The following is a 24,889-nucleotide window of genomic DNA, read 5'->3' as shown; positions in this document are numbered from 1 at the left end:
CTTAATCCCCTTCTCGTACCAGCCAGAGAGTCGACAGCGGCGGCAGCGTCAGGCTCAGCGACTGTGCGCGACCGTGGCTTTCAATCATGTCGCTACGCACTTCGCCACCGTTGCCGGTGTTGCTGCCGTGGTAGTGCCCGGAGTCAGTATTTAGCACTTCGCGCCAGCGGCCCGGCTGATTAATCCCAAAGCGATAATCATGGCGTGGGACCGGCGTAAAGTTGCTGACCACGATGATTTCATTGCCCTCTTTGTCGCGGCGGACAAAAGCAAACACCGAGCGGGCGCTATCATCAACCACCAGCCATTCGAAACCGTACGGGTCGAAGTCCAGTTGGTGCATGGCTTTATGGTGGCGATAGGTATGATTGAGGTCGCGTACCAGACGCTGAACCCCGTTATGCCAGTTATCGCCGCCCTCCAGCAGATGCCAGTCGAGGCTGCCGTCAAAGTTCCACTCGCGTCCCTGGGCAAACTCATCGCCCATAAACAGCAGTTTTTTCCCAGGGAAGGCAAACATCCAGCCGTAGTAGGCTCGCAGGTTGGCAAATTTCTGCCACGCATCGCCCGGCATACGGTCCAGAATCGATTTCTTACCGTGAACCACTTCGTCATGCGACAGCGGCAACACGAAGTTCTCCGTGTGGTTGTACAGCATGCCGAAGGTCATTTTGTCGTGATGGTACTGACGGTGAACCGGGTCGAGCTTCATGTAGTCCAGGGTGTCGTGCATCCAGCCCAGGTTCCACTTAAACCAAAAGCCCAGGCCGCCCATATCCGCAGGGCGCGACACGCCGGCAAAGTCCGTCGACTCTTCCGCCATCGTCACCGCGCCGGGTACCTGTTCACCCAGCACACGGTTGGTATTGCGCAGGAATTCAATAGCTTCGAGGTTTTCACGCCCGCCGAATTCGTTCGGAATCCACTCTCCCTCTTTACGAGAGTAGTCGCGGTAAATCATCGATGCCACCGCATCCACGCGCAGCGCGTCAATGCCAAAGCGTTCCACCCAATACAGGGCATTACTGACCAGGAAGTTGCTCACTTCGCGGCGGCCATAGTTATAAATCAGGGTATTCCAGTCCTGATGGTAGCCTTCGCGCGGATCGCTGTGCTCGTACAGGTTGGTGCCGTCAAATTCAGCCAGCGCGAAATCATCCGACGGGAAGTGACCGGGCACCCAGTCGAGAATGATGTTCAAACCAGCGGCGTGTGCAGCATTGATGAAATAGCGGAAATCTTCGCGGGTACCGAAGCGGCGGGTCGGCGCGAACAGGCCCGTTGGCTGATAGCCCCAGCTGCCATCGAACGGATGCTCATTAATCGGCAGCAGTTCCAGATGGGTAAAGCCCATCCATTTAGCATACGGCACCAGTTCATCGGCCAGCTCGCGATAGCTCAGCCAGAAGTTGTTGTCCGTATGACGACGCCAGGAACCCAAATGCACTTCGTAGATAGAGATCGGCGCATCAAACTGGTTGGCTTTTTTGCGTTCTTCGCTCTGTTCAACCTTAGGCGGCAGGCCGCAAATCAGCGAGGCGGTATCCGGACGCATTTGAGCTTCAAAGGCGTACGGGTCAGCCTTCACCCGCAGCGCACCGTTGGCGTCGATCATCTCGAATTTATACAGCTGACCATTGTGCGCACCGGGAATAAACAGCTCCCAGATCCCTGACTCCCGACGCAGGCGCATCGGATGGCGGCGACCATCCCAGTAGTTGAACTGACCCACCACGGAGACCCGACGCGCGTTTGGTGCCCAGACGGCAAAGCGCGTCCCGGTTACGCCGTCCATAGTATCCGCATGCGCGCCCAGCGTTTCATATGGGCGTAAATGGGTCCCTTCAGACAACAGCCATGCGTCCATTTCCTGGAGCAATGGGCCAAAACTGTAGGGATCGTCAATCAGATTCTGCTGGCCATGCCAGACAACAGCTAATTGATAACGGAAGAAATTTTTACGTCGCGGCAGAATGCCACAAAAGAAACCTCGTGCGTCTACGCACTCCAGTTTGCCAACTTTATGCCCGGTTTTAGGCTCAATCACCCAAACGTCGGTCGCGTCGGGCAGCAATGCCCGGACTTCCAGTCCCGATTCCGTTCGGTGCATCCCTAATACGGAGAAAGGATCCGCAAAATGGCCTGCAATTAGCGCGTTAATCACGTCTCTATCAATACGATCGGACATGTTTGTCATCCTTTGTTTTTGTATCGCCCCAATCCAATGTAAATGGCGACATTTGTGACCCGAACGGTGCAGCACAAAGAAGAGTGCTTTCTCGGCTCCATTCAACCTTCAGTCAAGGCGATAGACCCTGATTAAAGCATAGCCAACGCTTTACCTGACTCCTGATAGAAAATTAAACATATCTGCGTTTACTCCTTGTATTACGCAAAAAAAAGGGGTGAATCGCCACCCCCTATCAATGAACAAATATTTACGCCAGCTGGCGCAACATGCGGCGCAGCGGCTCAGCGGCGCCCCACAGAAGCTGGTCGCCAACGGTAAACGCTGACAGATATTCCGGCCCCATATTCAGCTTACGCAGACGTCCAACAGGCGTGGTAAGCGTACCGGTGACTGCCGCAGGGGTTAATTCACGCATGGTGATTTCACGATCGTTCGGAACCACTTTCGCCCACGGATTATGTGCCGCCAGCAATTCCTCTACAGAGCTTATGGAAATATCTTTTTTCAATTTCAAGGTGAATGCCTGGCTGTGACAGCGCAGCGCGCCGACGCGCACGCACAGGCCATCAACCGGGATGACGGAAGAGGTTGCGAGAATTTTATTGGTCTCAGCCTGGCCTTTCCACTCTTCGCGGCTCTGGCCGTTGTCGAGCTGCTTGTCGATCCACGGAATCAGGCTGCCCGCCAGCGGAACGCCAAAGTTATCTACCGCCAGGTCACCGCTACGGGTCAGGGTAGTCACTTTACGTTCGATCTCAAGGATGGCGGAAGCCGGGTCTGCCAGCTCGCTGGCGACGTGGTGATGCAGTTGGCCCATCTGGGTCAGCAGTTCACGCATATGGCGCGCACCGCCGCCGGAAGCGGCCTGATAGGTAGCAACAGAAGCCCACTCAACCAGATCATTGGCGAACAGGCCGCCCAGAGACATCAGCATCAGGCTGACGGTACAGTTGCCGCCGACAAAGGTTTTCACGCCGTTGTTCAAACCGTCGGTGATCACCTGCTGGTTCACCGGGTCGAGAATGATAATGGCGTCATCTTTCATACGCAGCGAAGAGGCCGCGTCAATCCAGTAGCCCTGCCAGCCGCTTTCACGAAGCTTAGGATAGATTTCGTTGGTATAATCTCCGCCCTGACAGGTGACAATAATGTCGAGCGCCTTCAGCGCTTCAAGATCGAAAGCATCCTGAAGCGTACCTCCAGTGCTGCCGCCGAAGGTTGGCGCAGCTTGGCCTAACTGAGAGGTAGAGAAGAAAACCGGGCGAATGGCGTCAAAATCGCGCTCTTCCACCATGCGTTGCATGAGTACAGAGCCGACCATCCCGCGCCAGCCGATAAAACCAACATTTTTCATAGCGTATTTTCCTGCAGATATGTGTGCTGTTTATGCTTGCCAGTCCCACTGGCCATCCCATCACATTACAAAAAGCAGCTAAAGTCGCAAGTGAAATTAATCAATGATTGCAGAGCAATCAGAAATGCAACTTATTCCCCCGCCCCTGGGGGCCACATTTACCCTCGTCAGAATCCATGACTTGGGTGATGCGTAAAGCAGAAAGTCCTTAACGATTATCAGGGAATATGAGTGATGAGTGAAATCTTTTCCGCCGCAGTTTTATTGATCCTGATTATGGATCCACTGGGAAACTTACCCATTTATATGTCGGTGCTAAAACACACGGAACCCAAGCGCCGCAAGGCGATCATGATACGTGAGCTTTTAATCGCACTGCTGATAATGCTCATTTTCCTGTTCGCTGGTGAAAAAATTCTCGCCTTCCTGAACCTGAGCGCAGAGACCGTTTCTATCTCCGGTGGGATTATTTTGTTCCTGATTGCCATCAAGATGATTTTTCCAAGCGCCGAGGGCGGCAGCAATGGTTTACCCGCGGGCGAAGAGCCATTTATTGTGCCGCTGGCGATTCCCCTGGTGGCCGGGCCGTCGCTGTTGGCGACGCTGATGCTACTTTCGCACCAGTATCCCAATAATCTATCGCACCTGGTGATTGCGCTGCTGATTGCCTGGGGCGGTACGGTGGTGATTCTGCTGCAATCGTCGCTATTCCTGCGCCTGCTGGGCGAGAAAGGCGTCAACGCCTTAGAGCGTCTGATGGGGTTGATTCTGGTGATGATGGCCACCCAGATGTTCCTGGACGGTATTCGGGCGTGGATGAAAGGATAGTCGTAGAAACAATTCGCCCGGGCGACACTGATGTGAGCCCGGGCGAAGGTTTAGCGAACCCGTCGGCACAGCGCCGGGTTGGGTACAAGTATTAGCTCAGCAGCGTAAACGCCACCATACCAACAATCGCACCGACGGTACCAAGGATGGTTTCCATCATGGTCCAGGTTTTCAGCGTCTGCGCTTCGGTAGCGCCGGTAAACTTACCGAACAGCCAGAAGCCGGCATCGTTCACGTGGCTCACCACGATAGAACCGCCGCCGATACAGATAGACAGTGCAGCCAGCTGTGCACCGTTGTAGTGAAGCTGTTCGATCACCGGCATCACCAGACCCACAGCGGTCAGACAAGCAACCGTCGCCGAACCCTGAATAATACGTACCGCAGCGGCCAGGATGAAGCAGGTCAGCGCGATAGGCAGGCCCATCCCGGTTAACGCTTCGCCCAACGCCGGGCCAACGCCGGAATCAACTAGCACCTGTTTGAACACGCCGCCAGCACCGATAACCAGCAGGATAATACCCGCAGGCTGCAACGCATGACCGCAAATCTCCATCACCTTATCTTTCGCCATGCCCTGACGGAATGCCAGACCATAAATCGCGACCAGACAGGCAACCAGAATCGCCGTGAACGGGTGACCGATAAATTCAAACCACTGATAAACTTCAGAACCTTCCGGCACAAAGCGAGCGGCGACGGTTTTCAGACCGACCAGCACCAGCGGCAGTAGGATCAGCGCAAGGCTGAAGCCGAAGGAAGGCATTTTGCCTTCGCCCAAATGCGGCTCGGTGACGTCTTCAGGAATGTTCAGTTCCACGTAGCGGCTGATAAAGTTGCCCCACAGCGGACCGGCAATCAGCATTCCTGGAATAGCTGCACACAGGCCAATCAGGATCATCCAACCAAAGTCGGCGTGCATCTGGGAGGCCAGCAGCATTGGCGCAGGGCCAGGGACCAGGAACGCAGCGGCAGCGGCTACACCGGCAAACAGTGGAATCACCAGTTTCACCAGGTTGGTACCGGTGTGACGCGCCATCGAGAACGCCACGCTAATCAGCAGCACGATGGCCACTTCGAAGAACAGCGGCAGCGCGCAAATCAGGCCAGCCAGGCCAATAGCAAAGTGCGCACGGTTATGGCCGAATGACTTCAGCATCTTGACGGCAATCTGATCGACCGCGCCGGTTTCATGCAGAATTTTGCCGAACATTGCGCCAAGCGCGACCACAATCGCCAGAAAGCCCAGCGTGCCGCCCATGCCTTTCTCCATGGTGGCCGCGATTTTGGTCAGCGGCATACCGGAGAACAGACCTGCACCAATAGAAACCACCATCAAAGCCAGGAAGGCGTGCATACGCGCCTTCATGACTAAAAACAGCAGCAGCAAAACAGAACCGACTGCTGTTAAAACGAGCGTTAGAGTTGTCACGCGATACGGCCTTTGTTAATCAATTCAATTGTGCTGTCGATAACGCCTTCCAGCGGCTGATCGATATCAACCACCAGTACATCGCGTTCTTCAGCGCCCGGCTCTTGCAGGGTTTCGAATTGGGTCACCAGCATCTGCGTTTTGAAGAAGTGGCCTTTACGCGCCTTCAGGCGGCTTTCAATCACTTCAAAATCGCCTTTCATGTAGATGAAAGACAGATTTGGGTTACCTTCGCGCAGAATGTCGCGGTACGCTTTTTTCAGCGCAGAGCAGACAATCAGCGATACTTTGTTGGTACGTTGCATCGCGAATGCAGCGTCGTTCAGTGCCTGCAACCATGGTTTGCGATCGTCGTCGTTCAGCGGCTCGCCGGAGGACATTTTGACGATATTGCAGCGTGGATGCAGGAAGTCGCCGTCCAGAAATGCAGCGTTCAGGCGATGCGCGACTTCGCTGGCAACCGCAGATTTACCGCTGCCGGATACGCCCATCAGTACATAGACGTGGTGATCGTGGTTAGTCGTGCTCAAGGCGTCCTCCTGTTGGGCACTAAGGAATTGTTACGGGTAACTGTTATCGGTAACATTGTCCTGCCGGGCAAGTGGATAAGCAATAACCATTCGTGCCGGAAGTGAATTCTAAGTGAATATGTGTGATCTAGTTCAAATTTGTCAGAGCTAAATAGAACCGCCCGGTGACAAAGTGAAACCTAAATCTAACATTTTTGGCGTAACTGCTTCACCACGGATGCGCGCCAGCAGTCGCTCTGCGCCAATGCGGCCCATACGCTCACGCGGCGTCAGGACGCTGGCGAGACGGGGTTCCATCACCTGGCCGATGTCGTGGCCGTGGAAACCGGCAATGGCGATATCATCAGGAATTTTGAGGCCCAGACGCTGACATTCAAATGCGGCACCAACCGCAAGGTCATCGTTGGTACAGAAGATGCCGTCAAGCTGCGAGAATTCCCGGCGCGCCTGGCGCATCAGCTCAATCCCCGAGGTGTACGACGATGATTGCTCAACCATGACGCTATACGGCGTTAATCCCGCATCCAGCATCGCCTGCTCATAGCCTTTCTGCTTGATGATAGTACGCTCATCAAGACGCGCGCCTAAATAAGCAATGTGTCGGTGGCCGCGGGCAATTATGGCCGCCGTCATCTGGCGCGCCGCTTCAAAGTTGTCGAAGCCGACGGCGATGTCGAGGCACGGCGATTGGCTGTCCATCAGCTCCACCACGGGGATCCCGGCGACTTCAATCATCTTCAGGGTGCGAGGAGTGTGGGTGCGTTCGGTGAGGATCAGGCCGTCGATATTCCACGAGAGCATTGACTCCAGACGCTCCTGTTCCATCTCCGGCTTATAGCCATAGTGCGCCAGCATTGTCTGGTAGCCGTAGGCGTCAGTGACGCTTTCCACGCCGCGCAGCACTTCGGCGAAGACCTGGTTAGTTAATGACGGTAAAAGTACGCCGATGGCGCGACTGGTGGAGTTGGAAAGAATATCGGGAGCACGATTGGGGATGTAACCCAAATCATCAAGAGCCGCCGCAATTTTACCGCGCAACGCTACGGAAACCTGTTCCGGATTACGGAGAAAACGGCTAACCGTCATTTTGGTCACGCCAACGCGATCGGCAACATCCTGAAGTACGGGTCTTTTCTTTTTCATCGTCCAGAGGCAAGCAAGGTGAAATATTGCTGAAGTTTACCACGGAGATGGCGCAACCTCCCCGCTAGATTGGGGAGGTTGCGTGATTTATTTAAGCCGGATCAAACTGGCGGCAGATCGAAGAGTAAAATTTCGCTGTCGCTATCCGCATGGATTGAAATCGCCTGCTCATCCCAAATGGCCAGGCCATCGCTGGTGGTGGCTTTAGTTCCGTTGATGCTCACGTTACCTTTTACCACCTGGATCCACACGCGGCGGTCAGCGGCAATCTGATGAATCGACTGTTCGTCTTTCGTCAGCGCCCAGCGGTACAGCTCCATGTCCTGATACACTTTCAGCGAACCTTCACGCGCATCCGGCGACAGCACCAGCTGTTTGCCCTGTTCAGCGTCGAAGCGGCGCTGTTCGTAGCGCGGCGTGATGCCGGTTTTTTCTGGAATGATCCAGATCTGGTACAGGTGCAGCTTGTCGGTGGCGCTTGGGTTGTACTCGGAGTGACGAATCCCGGTACCCGCACTCATAATCTGGAACTCACCCGCCGGAACCTGTTCTTTATTACCCATGCTGTCCTGGTGCTCAACGGCGCCTTCCAGAACGTAGGTCAGGATTTCCATGTCTTTATGCGGATGGGTACCGAACCCCTGACCGGCATCAATCACGTCATCGTTAATGACGCGCAGCGCGGAGAAGCCCATAAAATTCGGATCGTAATAATCAGCAAAAGAGAAGGTATGCCAGGAGTCCAGCCAACCATGATTTGCGTGACCACGTTCGTTTGCTTTGCGTAAGAAAATCATTTTTTACCCCCTCATGTTTTCGATGAAACAAGTTTGGACGTAAACAGCCTGGGATGATAGTGGGTGAAAATTGACTCCTCTGTTCAAAAAATATGAACAACAACAGAGGAGTCATTATTGCTTATTTGGCGAGGGTTATCGTGGCAGGAGATGGCTGTTCGAAGGCCCTTTCCAGCAGCTCCATATTGGTTAGAGCCTCAATTTCCTTGACGAAATTCGGCGTTCCGTTTACCAGTGTCTGATACAGCGCGTCATACACGCGGCCATAATCGCCCTGTTCGGCTCGCCACTCTTCTTTCACCGTTTCACCCGCGTCATTGACATACTCCAGCCGCGCTAAAGTATCGTCCGCCGCGAATCCAGCATCACCCGGCATAATCCCCGCCTTCAGGCTGGTCTCCTGCTGGTCGATGCCGTATTTCACAAACGATCCTTTGGTGCCGTGAACGATGAATTTCGGATAGTCGATTTTCACCAGATGGCTGGTTTTCACAATCGCCTTCAGGTTGCCGTAAAACAGCTGCGCTTCGAAAGTATCATCAGGGTTGGCCGGGTTGCGCAGGCTACGGATGTCATATGCTGCATGATCCGGACGGCCAAACAACGAAATGATCTGGTCCATGGTATGAACGCCGAGACCATAAAACGCGCCGTCCTGCGGGCGTCCCGGCTGAGTTGGCGCTTCCGGGCGGAAGTAGTCGAAGTGGCTTTCCACTTCCACGATGTCGCCAAGCTTACCGCTCTCGATGGCTTTTTTCGCCGTCAGGAAACAGGCATCAAAGCGGCGATTCTGGTACGGTGATACGGTCAAGCCTTTGCTTTTCGCCAGCGCAAACAGTTCCCTCGCTTCAGCAAGCGTTGGGGTGAACGGTTTTTCCACCAGCACGTTCTTGCCCGCTTCCAGCGCTTTCTTCGCATATTCAAAATGGCTGTCCGCATGGGTACAAACCACCACCAGCTTGACCTGAGGATCGTGCAGGATGTCGTTTAGCTCGCTGGTGAAGTGGATATGCGCGTACTGCGGCTGCTGTTCGTCCGGCTTCGGGCTACGGCGAAAAATATGGGCAACGTGCCAGTCGGCTTTGCGGTGTAAAACGTACGGGAGATGGTAGCGAGTGGCGCTTTTGCCAAAGCCAATGAAGGCGCAGTGTAGGGTCATGATTCAGTCCTTTTGAAATAGTTGCTGAATACCATAACGTAACTACAGACAAAAAAAAGCCAGCATTAAGCTGGCTAAAGTAATACTGGAAGCAATGTGAGCAATGTCGTGCTTTCAGAAGCTCCGCAAGGACGCCCTGAATGCAGGACAATAATAATCATTCTCATTCGCACTTGTCTACCGTTTTTTGCAAAAAAAGCTAATTGACGCACATTTAAAAATCAATGATGTTAAAAGGGACTTTTAACCCCAAAAGGAAATGAAGAATGAGTGACATAGTGATTCGCCATGCCGAAGCCAACGATTACGACGCAATCCGTCAAATCCACGCCCAGCCGGAGGTGTATCACAACACGCTACAGGTCCCTCATCCTTCCAGCCATATGTGGCACGAACGGCTAGTCGACCGGCCCGGCGTTAAACAGCTAGTCGCCTGCATTGATGAGCAGGTCGTCGGGCATCTGACGATTGATGTTGCTCAGCGTCCGCGCCGTAGCCACGTCGCCGATTTTGGCATCAGCGTGGATTCGCGCTGGCAGAATCGCGGCGTCGCCAGCGCGCTGGTTCGCACCATGATAGACATGTGCGACAACTGGCTGCGCGTCGACCGCATTGAATTGACGGTGTTTGTGGATAACGCTCCGGCAGTGGCGGTGTATCAGAAACATGGCTTTGAGATTGAAGGCACCGGGCGCAAGTATGCCCTGCGCAACGGCGAGTATGTGGATGCCTACTTTATGGCTCGGCTGAAGGGGTAACCCTCACCCTAACCCTCTCCCTAAAAGGGAGAGGGTACCGTTTAGTGCTCTAATCCTGCATCCATCTTCGGATTTTCAGAGACTCACCTGAAGCTAAGGGGAAAGGGCTGAGGGTAAACTAGTACCCCGCAGTCAAATCATCCGGCGAACGTGGGTCGGACGCGCCGTACAGCGTGCCGTCCGGCCCCACCATAATGCTCTGGGTGCTGCCCATCGCCTCTTTCACCGCCACTTTCTGCCCTTTTCCTTCCAGCAGCTTCAGCGTATCCGGGCTAAAGCCCTTCTCCACCCGCAGCTCATCCGGCAGCCATTGATGGTGGAAACGCGGCGCATTGGTTGCTTCCGCCACATTCATCCCGAAATCAACGGTATTCACCACCATTTGCAGTACCGTGGTGATAATTCGGCTGCCGCCAGGACTACCGGTCACCAGCCAGGTTTTGCCGTCTTTCACCACGATAGTCGGCGACATCGACGACAGCGGGCGTTTTTTCGGCCCCACGGCGTTCGCGTCTCCGCCCACCAATCCGTAAACGTTCGGTACGCCCGGTTTAGCGGAGAAGTCATCCATCTCGTTGTTCATCAGAATGCCGGTGTTCCCCGCCACAATGCCGGTGCCGAAAGTGGTGTTCAGCGTATAGGTCACCGCCACTGCGTTCCCGTCTTTATCCACCACTGAGAAATGAGTGGTTTGATTGCTCTCGTACGGCGCCAGCTTGCCCGGTTTAATCTCGCTCGACGGTTTAGCTTTGTTGAGGTCAATCTCCCCGGCAATCGATTTTGCGTAGGCTTTGTTGGTCAGCGCCTGCCATGGCACCTTCACAAAATCCGGGTCACCGAGGTACTCCGAGCGGTCGGCATAAGCGTGTTTTTCCGCTTCCGCCATCAGCTGCATCGCATCGGCGCTGCCGAAGCCGTATTTATGCAGGTCGAAGTTTTCGAGGATATTGAGAATTTGGACGATATGGATCCCACCGGAAGACGGCGGCGGCATAGAGAAGACTTCGTAGCCACGATATTCGCCGCTAATCGGCGTGCGCTCCACCGCCTTGTAATTTGCCAGATCGACCTTGCTCATCAGGCCGCCATTGTTATGCATCTCTTCGGCAATCTGGTCGGCGATAGCGCCTTTATAGAAAGCATCCGGGCCGTTTTCAGCGATAAGCGTCAGGCTTTTCGCCAGATTGGTCTGCACCAGTTTGTCGCCCTGCTTCAGCGGCTCGCCGTCTTTCCAGAAGATGGCTTTACTGTTGGCATGGTTCGGCAACACTTCGCTACCGTAAGTTTTGAGGTCGTCGGCCAGTGCGCTATTAACGGTAAAACCGTCCTGCGCCAGTTTGATGGCGGGCTGAACCACTTTATTCAGCGGCATCGTGCCATACTTCTCCAGCGCCAGCGAAAAACCCGCCACGGTGCCCGGCGTACCGGAAGCCAGATGCGAAGTGAGGGATTTTTTACTGTCTGGATTGCCTTGCGAGTCGAGGAACATATCGCGCGATGCCTGCTCCGGGGCCATTTCACGGAAATCTATCGCCGTGGTTTTGCCGTCTTTGGTGCGCAGCATCATAAAACCGCCGCCGCCAAGATTGCCCGCCTGCGGATGAGTGACCGCCAGCGCATAGCCTACGGCAACCGCAGCATCCACGGCGTTCCCCCCCTGTTTGAGGATATCAACCCCAACCTGCGTCGCCATCGCATCGACCGAGGCCACCATCCCCTGCTGCGCACGGACAGGATGGAAAACATCTTCTTCAACACCATAGGAAACCGGCGGCGGTGGTGCGGCGACGGCGCTGTAACAGCTCCCTGCCAGCAGAGCAGCAAGCGCTACCCGACATAAAAATGACGGCTTTATCATTAGCATAATTCTCCAGAGTGTACGGGGACGTCCCGGATTAAGCCTGGTTCATAATGCTGAAATAATCCTCGTTCTGATGGGAAAGGAGTAAACTTAGAGGATCCCTCAAAGGAGGAAAGACGATGAAACGACTACTGATTCTGGCGGCACTTTTGCCGTTCACGGCGCTTGCCGCGCCATTAAATATCGACAATAACCCGAACCAGCCGGGGTACGAGATCCCCAGCCAGCAACGGATGCAGTCGCGAATGCTGAACCAGCAGCAGCAAAATAAGGGAATGCTGAATCAACAGCTTAAGCTGCAGACGCAGCAACAGGATCAGCATCTGCAAAATCAGCTCAATACCAATCAGCAGCGTATTCAGCAAACGCAACCAGGAATGCTGAATGCGCCGAGCCAGCAGGCCGTTCCTAAAAGAAACGGCGACATGCTGAAACAGTATTAAGGCTGGAAGTTCGGGCCAATCACGTCAATCGCATCGGTACAGATGCTGTTCACGCCCCAGCGCAGAAGCTCCGCCGCGCGCTGGGGATTATTCACCGTATAGACCAGAATCTTCAGACCGGCCTCCTGCAACGCATCGACCCGCGCTTCATCCAGTAAGCGGTGGTTGAGGTGGATGGAGACGCATTCTAAACGCGTCGTCAGCTCGCGCCAGTCGTCACGCCACTCATCGAGCAACAGACCGCGCGGCAGCTCAGGTACAGCCTGCTGCGCCGCTTCCAGTGCGTCGATTTCAAATGACGACAGCAGCGGTGGCGTCATGTCAGCCCACAGTTCGCGCGCGGCCAGCGCCACAACCTTGCCGGTCAGCGGCCCGGTGCCGGTGGTTGGTTTGATTTCGATATTCGCCATCATGCCGTGCTGGCGACAGCGCTCCGCCACCTGAGAAAGCAGCGGTAGTGGTTCGCCTTTAAAGCTGCTGCTAAACCAGCTACCCGCATCCACCCGCAGCAAATCCTGCCAGCTCAGCTCACCCGCCACGCCCCAGCCGTTGCTGGTGCGTTCAAGGTTGTCATCGTGCAGCAGGAAGATCTCTCCGTCTTTCGATAACTTCGCGTCAAACTCGATCATGGTATGACCGTAGTGCGCGCCAACATCAATCGCCGCGAGGGTGTTTTCCGGTGCCAGCTTACCGCCGCCACGGTGGGCGACGATGTGGGGATAAGGCCAGTTGCTCATACGCGTAATCCTGTTTCACCTTCAAAGAGGTGCAGATGTTCGTCCGGCAGATGCAGCCACAGCGTGGTGCCTGCATTCGGGCGTAACTGGTGCGGCAATCGAACCACCATTTTCTGTTCGCCAAAGCGCCCGTGCGCCAGGTTATCTGCCCCTAAAATTTCCAGCGTATCGACCACCATCGGCACGCCGTTTTCCGCCTGCGAGCTTAGCGCAATATGCTCCGGGCGGATACCCAGCGTCATACGGCGTCCGGCAAATTCACGGCGCATACCCGGCAGCGGTAGCTGCATGCCGTTGGCCAGCACAAATCGGGTTCCGGTCTCATCCATTTGCCCATCCAGCAGGTTCATCGCCGGGCTGCCAATAAAGCTCGCCACAAAACGGCTGGCCGGTTTTTCGTACACTTCTACTGGCGTACCAATCTGCTCGGCGATACCTTTGTTCATCACCATCACCCGCTGGGCCAGCGTCATCGCCTCGACCTGGTCATGGGTAACGTACAGCGAAGTGGTTTTGAGGCGACGATGAAGATGCTGAAGTTCGAGGCGCATCTGCACACGCAGCTTGGCATCGAGGTTAGACAGCGGTTCATCGAACAGGAATACCGCCGGGTCACGCACGATAGCGCGCCCCATCGCTACGCGCTGGCGCTGGCCGCCGGAGAGTTCGCGCGGGCGCCGTTTAAGCAAGCCATCCAGCTCCAGAATGCGCGCCGCCTCCTGCACCTTTTCCGCAATATGCGCTTTACCCATCCCGCGAATCTTCAGGCCCCAGGCCATATTCTCTTCTACGCTCATGTGCGGATAGAGCGCGTAGTTCTGAAACACCATCGCGATGCCGCGATCCTTCGGCTCCATTTCGGTCACACGCTTGCGGTCAATCCAGATATCACCGCTGGTGACTCGCTCAAGCCCGGCCACCATACGCAGCAGCGTCGATTTGCCGCAGCCCGAGGGGCCGACCATCACAATAAATTCCCCGTCCGCCACGTCCAGCGTCAGTGGTTGAATCACCTGGGTTTTGCCATCCCAGCTTTTGGTTACTGCCTGTAGTTTTAAACCTGCCATTTTTATTTCTCACTATCGGCCAGGCCACGCACGAAAGCGCGCTGCATGGCTAAAACGATGACAACCGGAGGGATAAGCGTCAGCAGCATCGCTGCCATAACCTGATTCCATTGCGTGGTGCCTTCACCGGTGGCGATCATCCCTTTGATGCCCGCCACGGCGGTGCCGAGGTTCACGTCGGTGATAATCAGCAGCGGCCACAGATACTGGTTCCAGCCGTAGATAAAGGTGATAACAAACAGCGCGGCCAGATTGGTTTTTGACAACGGCAGCACAATGTCGCGGAAGAAGCGCATCGGCGAAGCACCATCAATACGCGCCGCTTCGATAAGCTCGTCCGGCAGCGTCATAAAGAACTGGCGGAACAGAAAGGTTGCCGTGGCGGAAGCCATCAACGGCAGCGTCAGCCCCGCGTAGCTATCGAGCATTTTCAGGTTGGCTATCACTTCCACCGTTGGAAAAATACGCACCTCAACCGGCAGCATCAGGGTGATAAATATCATCCAGAAGAACAGGTTACGCAGCGGGAAGCGGAACCAGACAATCGCAAAAGCCGAAAGCATGGAAACCGCAATTTTGCCGACCGTGATGGCAAAGGCCATGATGAAACTGTTGAGCATCATCAGCCAGAACGGCGCGCTGTTGGCGCCGACGCCATTCACCCAAATCGCCTTCATGTTCTCCAGCAGATGCGTGCTGGGGACAAGCGTCATCGGCGTTTCAAACACCGCTTTGTTATCCAGCGTCGCCGCCGTAAACGCGACGTACAGTGGAAACAGAATCACGATAATCCCGAGGATCAGCATGGTGTGGCTGAATATCGTCAGCCCGCGACGGTTCTCAATCATTGGTAGCGCACCTTTCTTTCCACGTAGCGGAACTGCACCACGGTCAGGATGATGACGAGGAACATCAGCACCACCGATTGGGCGGCAGAGGCCGAGAGGTCGAGCCCGGCGAATCCTTCGCGGTAAATCTTGTAGATAAGCGTGGTAGTCGCCTGCACCGGCCCACCGGCGGTGGCGGCATCAATCACCGGGAAAGTGTCGAAGAAGGCGTACACCAGATTGACCACCAACAGGAAGAAGCTCACCGGCGCAATCAGCGGCAGCGCCAGCTTGAAGAAGCGGCGAATCGGGCCTGCACCATCAATCGCGGCGGCCTCAACCAGCGAGCGAGGTATCGACTGCAGGGCGGCAAAGAAGAACAGGAAGTTGTAGCTGATCTGCTTCCAGACCGACGCAAACACCACCAGGAACATTGCCTGGCCGCTGTTCTGCGCGTGGTTCCAGTCATAGCCGAACTCACCGAGGAAATGGGTGATAAGCCCGCGCCCGGGGTTAAAGAGGAATATCCACAGTACGGCCGCGACGGCCGGTGCAACGGCGTAAGGCAGCAGCATCAGCGTTTGATACAGACGGCTGCCGCGCACCACGTAATCGACCAGCGCCGCAAAGAACAGCGATACCAGCAGGCCGCTCACCGTGACCATCGCGCTGAACTTTATCGTCGTCCAGAAGGAGTCGAGGTAGTAGCCGTCGTGGAACAGCGTCACGAAGTTATCCAGGCCAACAAACTGGCTGGAGAGACCGAACGGGTCGACGCTCTGCAGCGAGTACCACAGCGCTTCACCCGCGGGCCAGATAAAGAAGATAACGGTGATAATCAACTGCGGGGCGACCAATGCGTAAGGCAGCCAGCGGGATTTAAACACCGGACGGGATGATGACATAGTTAAACTCTGAGTTGTTTTCCCCTCACCCCGACCCTCTACCCAAAGGGGCGAGGGAGAAAGGCCGAACCGAGCGATAGTGACCAGATGGCTCCGAACAGTCCCTTCACCTCTATGAGTACAGGCGAAAGGTTGGACCAAGCGCGTCTTACCAGATGGCTCCGAACGGTCCCCTCTCCCCTATGGGGAGAGGGTTAGGGTGAGGGGTCAGGCTAAAAATTAAGACTTGGTTGACTGCTCAAAGCGACGCAGCAGCTGATTACCGCGTTCAACCGCAGAATCCAGCGCCTGCTGAGGCGTTTTCTTCCCGGTCCATACGCTTTCCAGCTCTTCATCTACGATGGTGCGAATCTGCGGCATGTTGCCCAAACGCAGCCCTTTGGTGAACGGCAACGGTGGTTTGTTCAGCATCTGACGGGTAGCGATATCCGCCCCAGGGTTTTTATCGTAGAAGCCCTGCTGACGGGTCAGGTCATATGCGGCGGTCGTAATCGGCAGATAGCCGGTTTTCTGGTGCCATTCGGCAGCGTTTTCCGGTTTCGCCAGGAACTCGAGGAATTTAGCCACGCCGGTGTAGGTTTCTTTGTCTTTACCCTGCATCACCCACAGGCTTGCCCCGCCGATGATGGCGTTCTGCGGCGCGCCTTTCACGTCAGCGTCGTAAGGCATCATGCCCACACCGTAGTTGAATTTGGCGTACTGGCGAATGTCAGCCAGCGAGCCGGACGAGGCGGTGGTAATAGCGCAGTCGCCGTTGTAGAACTTCTCGGTGGATTCGTCTTTACGCCCGAAGTAGCTGAAGTCGCCCTTCTTGTTCAACGCTTCCAGCAGAGCGATGTGTTTTACCTGCTCTGGCTTATTGAACTCCAGCACCGCATCGGTACCGTTGAAGCCGTTGTTTTTGGTCGCTACCGGCAGGCCATGCCAGGCGCTAAAGTTTTCAATCTGGATCCAACCCTGCCAGCCGCTGGCGTAGCCGCACTTCATCCCTGCCGCTTTCAGCTTCGCTGTGTAGTCAGCCAGATCCTGCCAGGTTTTTGGCGGCTGCTCTGGATCGAGGCCCGCTTTTTTGAAGGCGTCTTTGTTGTAGTACAGCACCGGGGTGGAGCTGTTAAACGGCTGGGAGAGCAAATGGCCGGTTTTGGAGTCGGTGTAGTAACCGGAAACCGTTGGCACAAACTGAGATTCATCGAACTTGATACCGGCATCGCTGAACACCTGATAGACCGGCTTAATCGCCTTCGAGGCCATCATGGTGGCGGTACCGACTTCATACACCTGTAAAAGCGCCGGGGCATTACCGGTACGGAAGGCAGCGATACCCGCACTCAGGCTCTGCTCGTAGTTACCTTTGTAGATCGGCTGAATTTTATAATCCGGGTTGGCGGCGTTGAAGCGCTGCGCCAGAGAGTCGACCTCTTTCCCCAGTTCACCTTCCATTGAATGCCAGAATGGAATGGTGGTGACTGCCATTGCCTGGCTCGCAAATGCCAGACTCATTGCCAATCCTAAAGCTGTATGTCGTAACGATATCATCGGTTATCTCTCTTTTTGTGCCGGGATGCGCGATATCACGCGTTTTATGTTCGCGGGGGTAACATGACATGCTCGAATGACAGAAAAATAACTTTTTTATTACAAAAAAAAGATAGTAAGGCGACAAAGGGATGGCAAGGCGGTGACGCTTCGAAGAAGGCAAAGTGGGAGCTGAGACACGTATAGGTACGATGCTGCTATCGGAGTAAAGAACGTCGGATGGCGACGCTCAAGCGCCTTATCCGACCTACAGGAGATGTAGGTCGGGTAAAGCATTTACGCCGCCATCCGCTATTACCGCAGAAAATTAACCGCCGAGATAGGCGCTGCGCACCGCCTCGTTGGCTAGCAGCGCATGGCCGGTATCTTCCAGTACCACGTGACCGTTTTCGAGCACGTAGCCGCGGTCGGCCAGCTTCAGCGCCTGGTTGGCGTTCTGCTCGACGAGGAAGATGGTCATGCCCTGTTCGCGCAGCTGCTCGATGGTGTCGAAGATCTGCTGGATGATAATCGGCGCCAGCCCCAGAGATGGCTCATCCAACAGCAGCAGACGCGGCTGGCTCATCAACGCTCGACCAATGGCTAACATTTGCTGTTCACCGCCGGACATGGTTCCCGCACGCTGAATACGGCGTTCGTGCAGGCGTGGGAACAGATCATAGACCCACTTGATGCGTTCCTGGAACTGGTCGCGTTCAACAAAGAAGCCGCCCATCGCCAGGTTCTCTTCCACGGTCATGCGCGAGAACACACGACGCCCTTCCGGAACAATCGCTACCGCTTCGCGCATAATTTTCGCCGTCTGCCAGTCGGTAATGTCTTTATCATCAAAGACAATCCGCCCACTGGTGGCTCGTGGGTCGCCGCACAGCGTGCCAAGCAGCGTGGTTTTGCCCGCGCCGTTAGCCCCGATAAGCGTCACGATTTCGCCTTGGTTAATATGCAGACTGACCTCGTGCAGAGCCTGAATCTTCCCGTAGTGGGCACTGACTCTATCAAACGATAACATCACTTTATCCATTTTATGCCTCACCCAGATAAGCGCGGATCACGTCCGGGTTGTTGCGGATCTCTTCCGGTGTCCCGTTGGCCAGCGGCGTGCCCTGATTCACCACGTAGATGCGGTCAGAAATGCCCATCACCAGCTTCATATCGTGTTCAATCAGCAAGATGGTGGTGTTGTGATGATTACGCAGCTCGGCAATCAGCTCGTCGAGCTCTTTGGTCTCTTTCGGGTTGAGGCCCGCTGCGGGTTCATCGAGCATCAGGATTTCCGGCTGCGTCACCATGCAGCGGGCGATCTCCAGGCGACGCTGGTCGCCGTAGGCCAGATTGCTGGCCTGACGGTTGGCGTGCTCCAGAAGCCCAATACGCTCAAGCCAGGTGGCGGCGCGATCCAGCGCTTCGCTCTGCGCACGGCGGAAAGCAGGGGTTTTTAACAGCCCTGAGAAGACACCGCTTTTCAGCTGCTGATGCTGTGCCACCAACAGGTTTTCAATCACCGTCATCTCGCGGAACAGACGCACGTGCTGGAAGGTTCGCACCACGCCCATGCGGGCAATCTGCTGACCCGGCAGCCCTTCCAGGTGCTGATCGCGCAACATAATGGTCCCGCCGGTAGGCTTGTAGAAGCCGGTCAGGCAGTTAAAGACCGTGGTTTTACCGGCCCCGTTTGGGCCGATGAGCGAGACAATTTCCTGCGGACGCAGCTCGAGATTGACGTTATTGACCGCCAGCAGGCCGCCAAAACGCATCATCAGACCGTTAACCGATAATAATGGCTGACTCATGCCTGCTCTCCTTCTTTCGCTGTCCCGTTTTTCATTTTCAACTGTGGACGGGTCATCGGCAGAAGTCCCTGTGGACGCCAGATCATCATCAGCACCATCAGGCCACCGAGCATCAACATGCTGTATTCGTTGAAGTCACGCATCAGTTCACGCGACACCACCAGCAGAATCGCCGCGAGGATCACCGCAAACTGTGAGCCCATGCCACCCAGTACCACAATCGCCAGTACAAAGGCCGACTCGGCAAAGGTGAACGATTCCGGGCTGACGAAGCCCTGACGGGCAGCAAACAGCGTCCCAGCGAAGCCCGCGAACGCGGCGCTGATGGTGAAGGCGGTCAGCTTGATGCGCGTAGGGCTTAACCCCAGCGAGCGGCAGGCGATTTCATCTTCACGCAGCGCTTCCCATGCGCGGCCCAGCGGCATACGCAGCAGGCGGTTAATCACGAACAGGCTCAATACCACCAGCAGCAGCGCCACCAGGTAGAGGAAAATGACGCGGTCGGAAGGGTCATATTTGACGCCAAAGAAGTTGCTGAAAGTATCCCAGCCGCCTTCACGGGCGCTACGGCTAAACTCGAGGCCGAAGAAGGTCGGTTTAGGGATCTGGCTGATACCGTTCGGGCCGCCGGTCACTTCGGTGTTGTTCAGCAGCAGAATACGGACAATCTCACCAAAGCCTAAGGTTACAATCGCCAGATAGTCACCGCGCAGGCGCAGTACCGGGAAGCCCAGCAGGAAGCCCGCTGCCGCCGACACCAGGCCAGCCAGCGGCAGGCAGGTCCAAAAGCCGAGACCATAATAGTGGTTCAACAGCGCGAAGGTATAAGCGCCAATGGCGTAGAAGCCACCGTAGCCCAGCACCAGCAGGCCCGACAGCCCTACCACCACGTTCAGCCCCAGGCCGAGGATGATGTAAATCATGGTCAGGGTGGCGATATCCACCGTGCCGCGCGACACCATAAACGGCCACGCCACGGCAATTACCAGCAGCGCAATCAGGAACAGTTTTTGTTTGACGGTCGAGCCATCAATCGCCGGCAGAATAAACTTCGGCCCGGAGACGCTTTTCAGCCCTTTCTGGAACAGCGGACGCAGCATCTGGAAGAAGAACACCACGGCGGTACCGATAAAGATCCACTGCCAGCGAATGTCCGCCGCGCTGCCGACCACCAGTTTGGTGCCGTCAAGCTGCAGCTGCACGCCCATAAAGACGCCCGCCAGAACAAAGAACATCGCCGCCGACAGCAGCGCCATCGCAAATTGCATCGGTTTCATACTTTCTCTACCTCCGGGCGGCCCAGGATGCCAGTCGGCATCACCAGCAGCACCACGATCAGCAGCGCGAACGACACCACGTCTTTGTATTCAGTACTCAAATACGCCGACGACAGCGCTTCCGCGATACCGAGAATCAGCCCACCAATCATCGCACCAGGAATACTGCCGATACCGCCAAGCACCGCTGCGGTAAAGGCTTTCATCCCGGCCATAAAGCCGATGTATGGGTTGATTACGCCGTAGAACTGACCCAGCAGTACGCCCGCTACCGCCGCCATCGCTGCGCCGATAACAAACGTCAGGGCAATCACGCGGTCGGTATTAATGCCGAGCAGGCTGGCCATTTTCAGGTCTTCAGCACAGGCACGACAGGCGCGGCCCATCCGCGAGTAACGGATAAACAGCGTCAGTGCCAGCATGGCCACAAAGGTCACAATCCAGATAACCAACTGCATGGTGGTGATAGATGCGGAGAAGTTTTCGCTGCTACCGACAATCCACTGGCCGTTAAACAGACTTGGCAGCGCCACATCGCGCGAGCCTTCGGTCAGGCTGACGTAGTTCTGCAGGAAAATAGACATCCCGATAGCGGAGATCAGCGCAATCAGACGCTTGGAGTTACGCACCGGGCGGTAGGCCACCCGTTCGATGCTCCAGCCGTAGGCGCTGGCAATGACGATTGCCCCGATGAAGCCAGCCGCCACCAGCAGCCAGCTGGTGTCGATGCCCATCATCATCAGCGCGGCGATGATCATAAAGGAGACATAACTACCGATCATGTAGACCTCGCCGTGGGCGAAGTTAATCATGCCGATAATTCCGTACACCATGGTGTAACCGATGGCGATCAGTGCATAGGTGCTTCCCAGCGTAACGCCGTTAAACATCTGCTGCACAAAGTAGAGAACCTGCTCTGACATAAATTAGCCTTTTGCTACCCCTGCGGATCTACGCCCGCCAGGGGGGAATGAAGGTTACTTCGCGATCGTGGACGAGCCGTCGGCATGCCACTGGAAGACGCCAAACTCGAATCCTTTCAAATCGCCTTTTTCATCCCAGGAAAGCGGCCCAATCACGGTTTTTGCCCCGTTAGCTTTTAAATCTTTAATCAGCGCTAGCGGATCGTCGCTGCCGGTACGTTCCATGGCGGTTGCCAAAGACTGCACGGCGGCATAAGTGATCCACACATATGGACCGCTCGGATCTTTCTTCTGCGCTTTCAGAGCATCGACGATAGCGCTGTTTGCCGGATCCTGGTCATAGCGTTTTGGCATGGTCACCAGCATCCCTTCACCGGCATCGCCAGCGATGTTCGACAGCGAGGCGTTACCCACGCCTTCCGGCCCCATGAACTGGGTTTTCAGGCCCACCGAGCGCGCCTGACGCAGCATTTGGCCCATTTCCGGGTAGTAGCCACCGTAGTAAACGAAGTCGATGTTCTCTTTTTGCAGACGGGCGAGCAGCGCGGAGAAGTCTTTTTCACCGGCGGTGATGCCGTCAAAGAAGACCACGTTGGCCTTCGCCGCTTTCAGACTCTGCTGAACGGAGCGCGCCAGACCTTCACCGTATTGCTGTTTGTCATGAATGATGGCGATACGCTGCGGTTTTACTTTTTCCAGGATGTATTTAGCCGCCGTTGGCCCCTGGGAGGAGTCGAGGCCCGCAGTACGCATGATGTATTGATAGCCACGCTGGGTCAGCTCTGGGTTGGTCGCCCCCGGAGAGATCATCAGAATGCCTTCATCTTCATAGATGTCAGAAGCAGGCTGCGTGGAAGAGGAGCAGAGGTGGCCAATCACGTATTTAATACCGTCATTGACGATCTTGTTGGCAACCGCCACCGCTTGTTTTGGATCGCAGGCGTCGTCGTATTCCACGCCGACCAGTTTGTCGCCCTTAATGCCGCCTTTGGCGTTGATGTCTTTAATGGCCTGACGTGCGCCGTTGAACTCCATGTCGCCCCACTGCGCGACCGGGCCGGACATGGCCCCTACCACCGCAACTTTAATATCAGCCGCCAGTGTCGTGTGTGACATAGCCAGTGCGACCATCCCTGCGATTACTGTTTTTGTATTCCTTTTCATACTTCGGGATCCCCATTCGTGATGTCGTGTTTACACGTCGTGGCGTGTATATATTTTGTAATTATGTGGTTAAAAAGCATTCTGTACTTTTATTATACAACGCTACTTTTACCATTATCTTTAATGGGTTAGCGCAGTTTTTTAACCAAATACAGACTAAATTCTCTATTTTTCAGTCTATTAAGAAAAGATAATATTCTGATTTTTGCCATAGATAAACAAAAATAAGTCAGATTTCAGCATAAAATAACGACACATACGGCCGAATAAAACGCTGGTTTTCAGGTTAAAATTCTGGTTATTTTTCTATCTATAATGTTTCAAACTGCCTGTGCGGATATCACAAAACTAATCCCCTGTTAGACGCCGTAAAAAGAGAAAGCCGCCAGCAGGATAAATTGAGTAAACTGACCGTAATTTTTTCGATTTGAGCAAACCGTCCATGAAACTGACCATCATTCGTTTAGACACGTTTAGCGACCAGGATCGTATCTGTCTCGGTAAGATCTGGCCTGGCGTTACCGCCGCCGACCTTCCTCTCGATGACCCCCACCGTTTGTACGCCGCCCGTTTTAACGAGCGTCTGCTTGCGGCGGTGAGAGTCACGCTGGACGGCAATCAGGGGACGCTCGACGATTTATGCGTGCGCGAAATCACCCGTCGTCGCGGCGTGGGCCAGTACCTGATTGAAGAAGTCCTGCACGACAACCCGCAGGTTAGCCGCTGGGTGCTCAGCAAATCTCATGTAGACGAGAGCCAGGAAATGGCGGCGTTCGCCAAAGCATTGGGCTTTACGATGCAGAATGACGGCTGGGTTAGAGGGTAACGCAGACCCCGGCTTAGCGAATGACGCCCGAGCTACTCGCATGTAACCCGGGCGTCTGACGTACTCACACTGCGCGGTGAATCTTATTTCGCGTCGGTCGCAGTGCCGTTGGCGTGCCAGTTAAAGATGCCGAATTCGAAACCTTTCAGGTCGCCTTTCTCATCCCATGACAGCGGGCCCATCACGGTATCGACGGTGCTGGCTTTCAGGTACTTAGCAATTTCAGCCGGATCGTCAGAGTGGTTCAGACCAGCCTGCAGAGACTGCAGCGCTGCGTAGGTGGTCCACACGAATGCGCCGCTTGGATCCTGTTTCTTCGCCTTGATCGCTTCAACGATTGGTTTGTTAGCAGGAACCTGATCGTAGTTCTTCGGTTTGGTTACCAGCAGACCTTCCGCAGAATCACCCGCGATGTTAGACAGCGATACGTTCGCTACCCCTTCTGGACCCATGAACTGAGTTTTCAGACCTGCCGCACGCGCCTGGCGCAGGATCTGCCCCATTTCCGGGTGATAGCCGCCGAAGTAGACGAAGTCGATATTTTCTTTCTTCAGACGCGCCACCAGCGTAGAGAAGTCTTTCTCACCGGCGGTGATACCGTCAAAGAAGACCACGTTAGCCCCGCCCTTCTTCAGGCCGTCCTGTACGGAACGCGCCAGGCCTTCGCCGTACTGCTGCTTGTCATGCACGATAGCGATGCGCTGAGGCTTCACTTTGTCGATGATGTATTTCGCCGCGGTCGGGCCTTGATCGGAGTCCAGACCGGTGGTACGCAGAATCAGCTTATAGCCGCGCGCGGTCAGCTCCGGTGCCGTCGCCGCCGGGGTAATCATCAGAATGCCTTCGTCTTCATAGATATCAGACGCTGGCTGCGTGGAAGAAGAACACAGGTGGCCGATAACGTACTTGATGCCGTCGTTCACCACTTTGTTAGCGACCGCGACCGCCTGTTTCGGGTCACAAGCATCGTCATACTTAACGATTTCCAGTTTGTTGCCTTTGATACCGCCCTTAGCGTTGATATCCGATACCGCTTGCTCTGCGCCGCTGAACTCCTGATCGCCATACTGCGCAACCGGACCAGACATCGCACCCACGACAGCAACTTTAATATTTTCTGCTAATGCCATATTGCTGAATGCCAGTGCAATACATCCTGTCAGTAACGCTTTACCCTTCATATTCATCCTGAGGTTCCCCATTGTTATGGTTATTGCATTTGTTGTGATGTTGTTATTTAGCACATTATTCTTATATGCGGCTCACGCTAAGTATAAGATATTAATATTAAGGGATACTGCCTGTGCTTTTGCAGCATACTCTGCTAAAACATACCCCATT

The 24,889-nt window shown here is 55.1% G+C and carries 22 protein-coding genes and 1 pseudogene; 4 read left to right on the top strand and 19 right to left on the bottom strand.

Annotated features, from left to right (window positions below):
- Position 1: 1 nt before the first annotated feature.
- Positions 2-2,188, bottom strand: coding sequence for a 1,4-alpha-glucan branching enzyme (gene glgB, locus ABOC97_RS07875; RefSeq protein ID WP_349596022.1), 2,187 nt, complete (start codon positions 2,186-2,188; stop codon positions 2-4).
- A gap of 250 nt (positions 2,189-2,438) precedes the next feature.
- On the bottom strand, positions 2,439-3,545 hold the full coding sequence (gene asd, locus ABOC97_RS07870; protein ID WP_349596019.1) for an aspartate-semialdehyde dehydrogenase: 1,107 nt from the start codon (positions 3,543-3,545) through the stop codon (positions 2,439-2,441).
- A 234-nt stretch (positions 3,546-3,779) separates the two neighbouring features.
- Between asd and ABOC97_RS07865 the strand changes: the two genes are divergently transcribed.
- Positions 3,780-4,373, top strand: coding sequence for a YhgN family NAAT transporter (locus tag ABOC97_RS07865; protein ID WP_349596016.1), 594 nt, complete (start codon positions 3,780-3,782; stop codon positions 4,371-4,373).
- A 91-nt stretch (positions 4,374-4,464) separates the two neighbouring features.
- On the opposite strand, the gene gntU is transcribed toward ABOC97_RS07865, so the two are convergent.
- The 5 genes from gntU to ABOC97_RS07840 form a co-directional block, all read right to left on the bottom strand.
- Entirely contained in the window at positions 4,465-5,805 is a 1,341-nt protein-coding gene (gene gntU, locus ABOC97_RS07860; protein WP_052282857.1) for a gluconate transporter, read from the bottom strand.
- Entirely contained in the window at positions 5,802-6,335 is a 534-nt protein-coding gene (gntK, locus tag ABOC97_RS07855; protein ID WP_052282858.1) for a gluconokinase, read from the bottom strand. The genes gntU and gntK overlap by 4 nt, the downstream gene beginning before the upstream one ends.
- 147 nt (positions 6,336-6,482) lie before the next feature.
- Complete coding sequence (gntR, locus tag ABOC97_RS07850; RefSeq protein WP_349596011.1) at positions 6,483-7,478, bottom strand: gluconate operon transcriptional repressor GntR; 996 nt, start codon at positions 7,476-7,478, stop codon at positions 6,483-6,485.
- A gap of 101 nt (positions 7,479-7,579) precedes the next feature.
- The gene (locus ABOC97_RS07845; protein ID WP_234504349.1) at positions 7,580-8,275 is read right to left on the bottom strand and encodes a pirin family protein; all 696 of its coding nucleotides are present in this window, start codon (positions 8,273-8,275) and stop codon (positions 7,580-7,582) included.
- A gap of 121 nt (positions 8,276-8,396) precedes the next feature.
- On the bottom strand, positions 8,397-9,434 hold the full coding sequence (locus ABOC97_RS07840) for an oxidoreductase (protein ID WP_349596008.1): 1,038 nt from the start codon (positions 9,432-9,434) through the stop codon (positions 8,397-8,399).
- A gap of 266 nt (positions 9,435-9,700) precedes the next feature.
- On the opposite strand from ABOC97_RS07840, the gene yhhY reads away from it, so the two are divergent.
- Entirely contained in the window at positions 9,701-10,192 is a 492-nt protein-coding gene (yhhY, locus tag ABOC97_RS07835; protein ID WP_349596005.1) for an N-acetyltransferase, read from the top strand.
- A 118-nt stretch (positions 10,193-10,310) separates the two neighbouring features.
- Here the strand turns inward: yhhY and ggt are convergent, their stop codons facing one another.
- Positions 10,311-12,050, bottom strand: coding sequence for a gamma-glutamyltransferase (gene ggt, locus ABOC97_RS07830; protein ID WP_349596061.1), 1,740 nt, complete (start codon positions 12,048-12,050; stop codon positions 10,311-10,313).
- Between the two features lie 122 nt (positions 12,051-12,172).
- Here ggt and ABOC97_RS07825 point away from each other — a divergent pair.
- Positions 12,173-12,484: pseudogene (locus ABOC97_RS07825) on the top strand (DUF2756 family protein); the annotation flags it as partial.
- A gap of 8 nt (positions 12,485-12,492) precedes the next feature.
- Here ABOC97_RS07825 and ugpQ read toward each other — a convergent pair.
- From ugpQ to livK, 10 genes are all read right to left on the bottom strand, one after another.
- Positions 12,493-13,233, bottom strand: coding sequence for a glycerophosphodiester phosphodiesterase (gene ugpQ / locus ABOC97_RS07820; protein WP_349596002.1), 741 nt, complete (start codon positions 13,231-13,233; stop codon positions 12,493-12,495).
- Positions 13,230-14,300: a sn-glycerol-3-phosphate import ATP-binding protein UgpC gene (locus ABOC97_RS07815; RefSeq protein ID WP_061282586.1), complete on the bottom strand. Its 1,071-nt coding sequence runs from the start codon at positions 14,298-14,300 to the stop codon at positions 13,230-13,232. The genes ugpQ and ABOC97_RS07815 overlap by 4 nt, the downstream gene beginning before the upstream one ends.
- Before the next feature lie 2 nt (positions 14,301-14,302).
- Positions 14,303-15,148: a sn-glycerol-3-phosphate ABC transporter permease UgpE gene (gene ugpE / locus ABOC97_RS07810; protein WP_349595999.1), complete on the bottom strand. Its 846-nt coding sequence runs from the start codon at positions 15,146-15,148 to the stop codon at positions 14,303-14,305.
- Positions 15,145-16,032: a sn-glycerol-3-phosphate ABC transporter permease UgpA gene (gene ugpA / locus ABOC97_RS07805; RefSeq protein WP_234504367.1), complete on the bottom strand. Its 888-nt coding sequence runs from the start codon at positions 16,030-16,032 to the stop codon at positions 15,145-15,147. The genes ugpE and ugpA overlap by 4 nt, the downstream gene beginning before the upstream one ends.
- A 219-nt stretch (positions 16,033-16,251) precedes the next feature.
- Complete coding sequence (gene ugpB / locus ABOC97_RS07800) at positions 16,252-17,568, bottom strand: sn-glycerol-3-phosphate ABC transporter substrate-binding protein UgpB (protein WP_349595996.1); 1,317 nt, start codon at positions 17,566-17,568, stop codon at positions 16,252-16,254.
- Between the two features lie 307 nt (positions 17,569-17,875).
- On the bottom strand, positions 17,876-18,589 hold the full coding sequence (livF, locus tag ABOC97_RS07795) for a high-affinity branched-chain amino acid ABC transporter ATP-binding protein LivF (RefSeq protein ID WP_234504373.1): 714 nt from the start codon (positions 18,587-18,589) through the stop codon (positions 17,876-17,878).
- Position 18,590: 1 nt separating this feature from the next.
- Complete coding sequence (gene livG / locus ABOC97_RS07790) at positions 18,591-19,358, bottom strand: high-affinity branched-chain amino acid ABC transporter ATP-binding protein LivG (protein ID WP_349595992.1); 768 nt, start codon at positions 19,356-19,358, stop codon at positions 18,591-18,593.
- The gene (gene livM / locus ABOC97_RS07785; protein ID WP_234504378.1) at positions 19,355-20,635 is read right to left on the bottom strand and encodes a branched chain amino acid ABC transporter permease LivM; all 1,281 of its coding nucleotides are present in this window, start codon (positions 20,633-20,635) and stop codon (positions 19,355-19,357) included. The genes livG and livM overlap by 4 nt, the downstream gene beginning before the upstream one ends.
- Positions 20,632-21,558, bottom strand: a complete 927-nt coding sequence (livH, locus tag ABOC97_RS07780; RefSeq protein ID WP_349595988.1) for a high-affinity branched-chain amino acid ABC transporter permease LivH — start codon at positions 21,556-21,558, stop codon at positions 20,632-20,634. The genes livM and livH overlap by 4 nt, the downstream gene beginning before the upstream one ends.
- A gap of 54 nt (positions 21,559-21,612) precedes the next feature.
- Complete coding sequence (livK, locus tag ABOC97_RS07775; RefSeq protein ID WP_349595987.1) at positions 21,613-22,722, bottom strand: high-affinity branched-chain amino acid ABC transporter substrate-binding protein LivK; 1,110 nt, start codon at positions 22,720-22,722, stop codon at positions 21,613-21,615.
- 442 nt (positions 22,723-23,164) lie between these two features.
- Here livK and panM point away from each other — a divergent pair, with 442 nt between their 5' ends.
- On the top strand, positions 23,165-23,548 hold the full coding sequence (gene panM / locus ABOC97_RS07770) for an aspartate 1-decarboxylase autocleavage activator PanM (protein ID WP_349595984.1): 384 nt from the start codon (positions 23,165-23,167) through the stop codon (positions 23,546-23,548).
- 83 nt (positions 23,549-23,631) lie between these two features.
- Here panM and livJ read toward each other — a convergent pair whose 3' ends face one another.
- Positions 23,632-24,735, bottom strand: a complete 1,104-nt coding sequence (gene livJ / locus ABOC97_RS07765; protein WP_349595981.1) for a branched chain amino acid ABC transporter substrate-binding protein LivJ — start codon at positions 24,733-24,735, stop codon at positions 23,632-23,634.
- Between the last annotated feature and the right edge of the window lie 154 nt (positions 24,736-24,889).

Origin of the sequence: Kluyvera huaxiensis, assembly GCF_040149365.1 — a bacterium.
Classification (GTDB): Bacteria; Pseudomonadota; Gammaproteobacteria; order Enterobacterales; family Enterobacteriaceae; genus Kluyvera; species Kluyvera intermedia_A.
The sequence above is the reverse complement of the archived record's forward strand: the minus strand, read 5'-3'. Positions and strand labels throughout refer to the sequence as shown.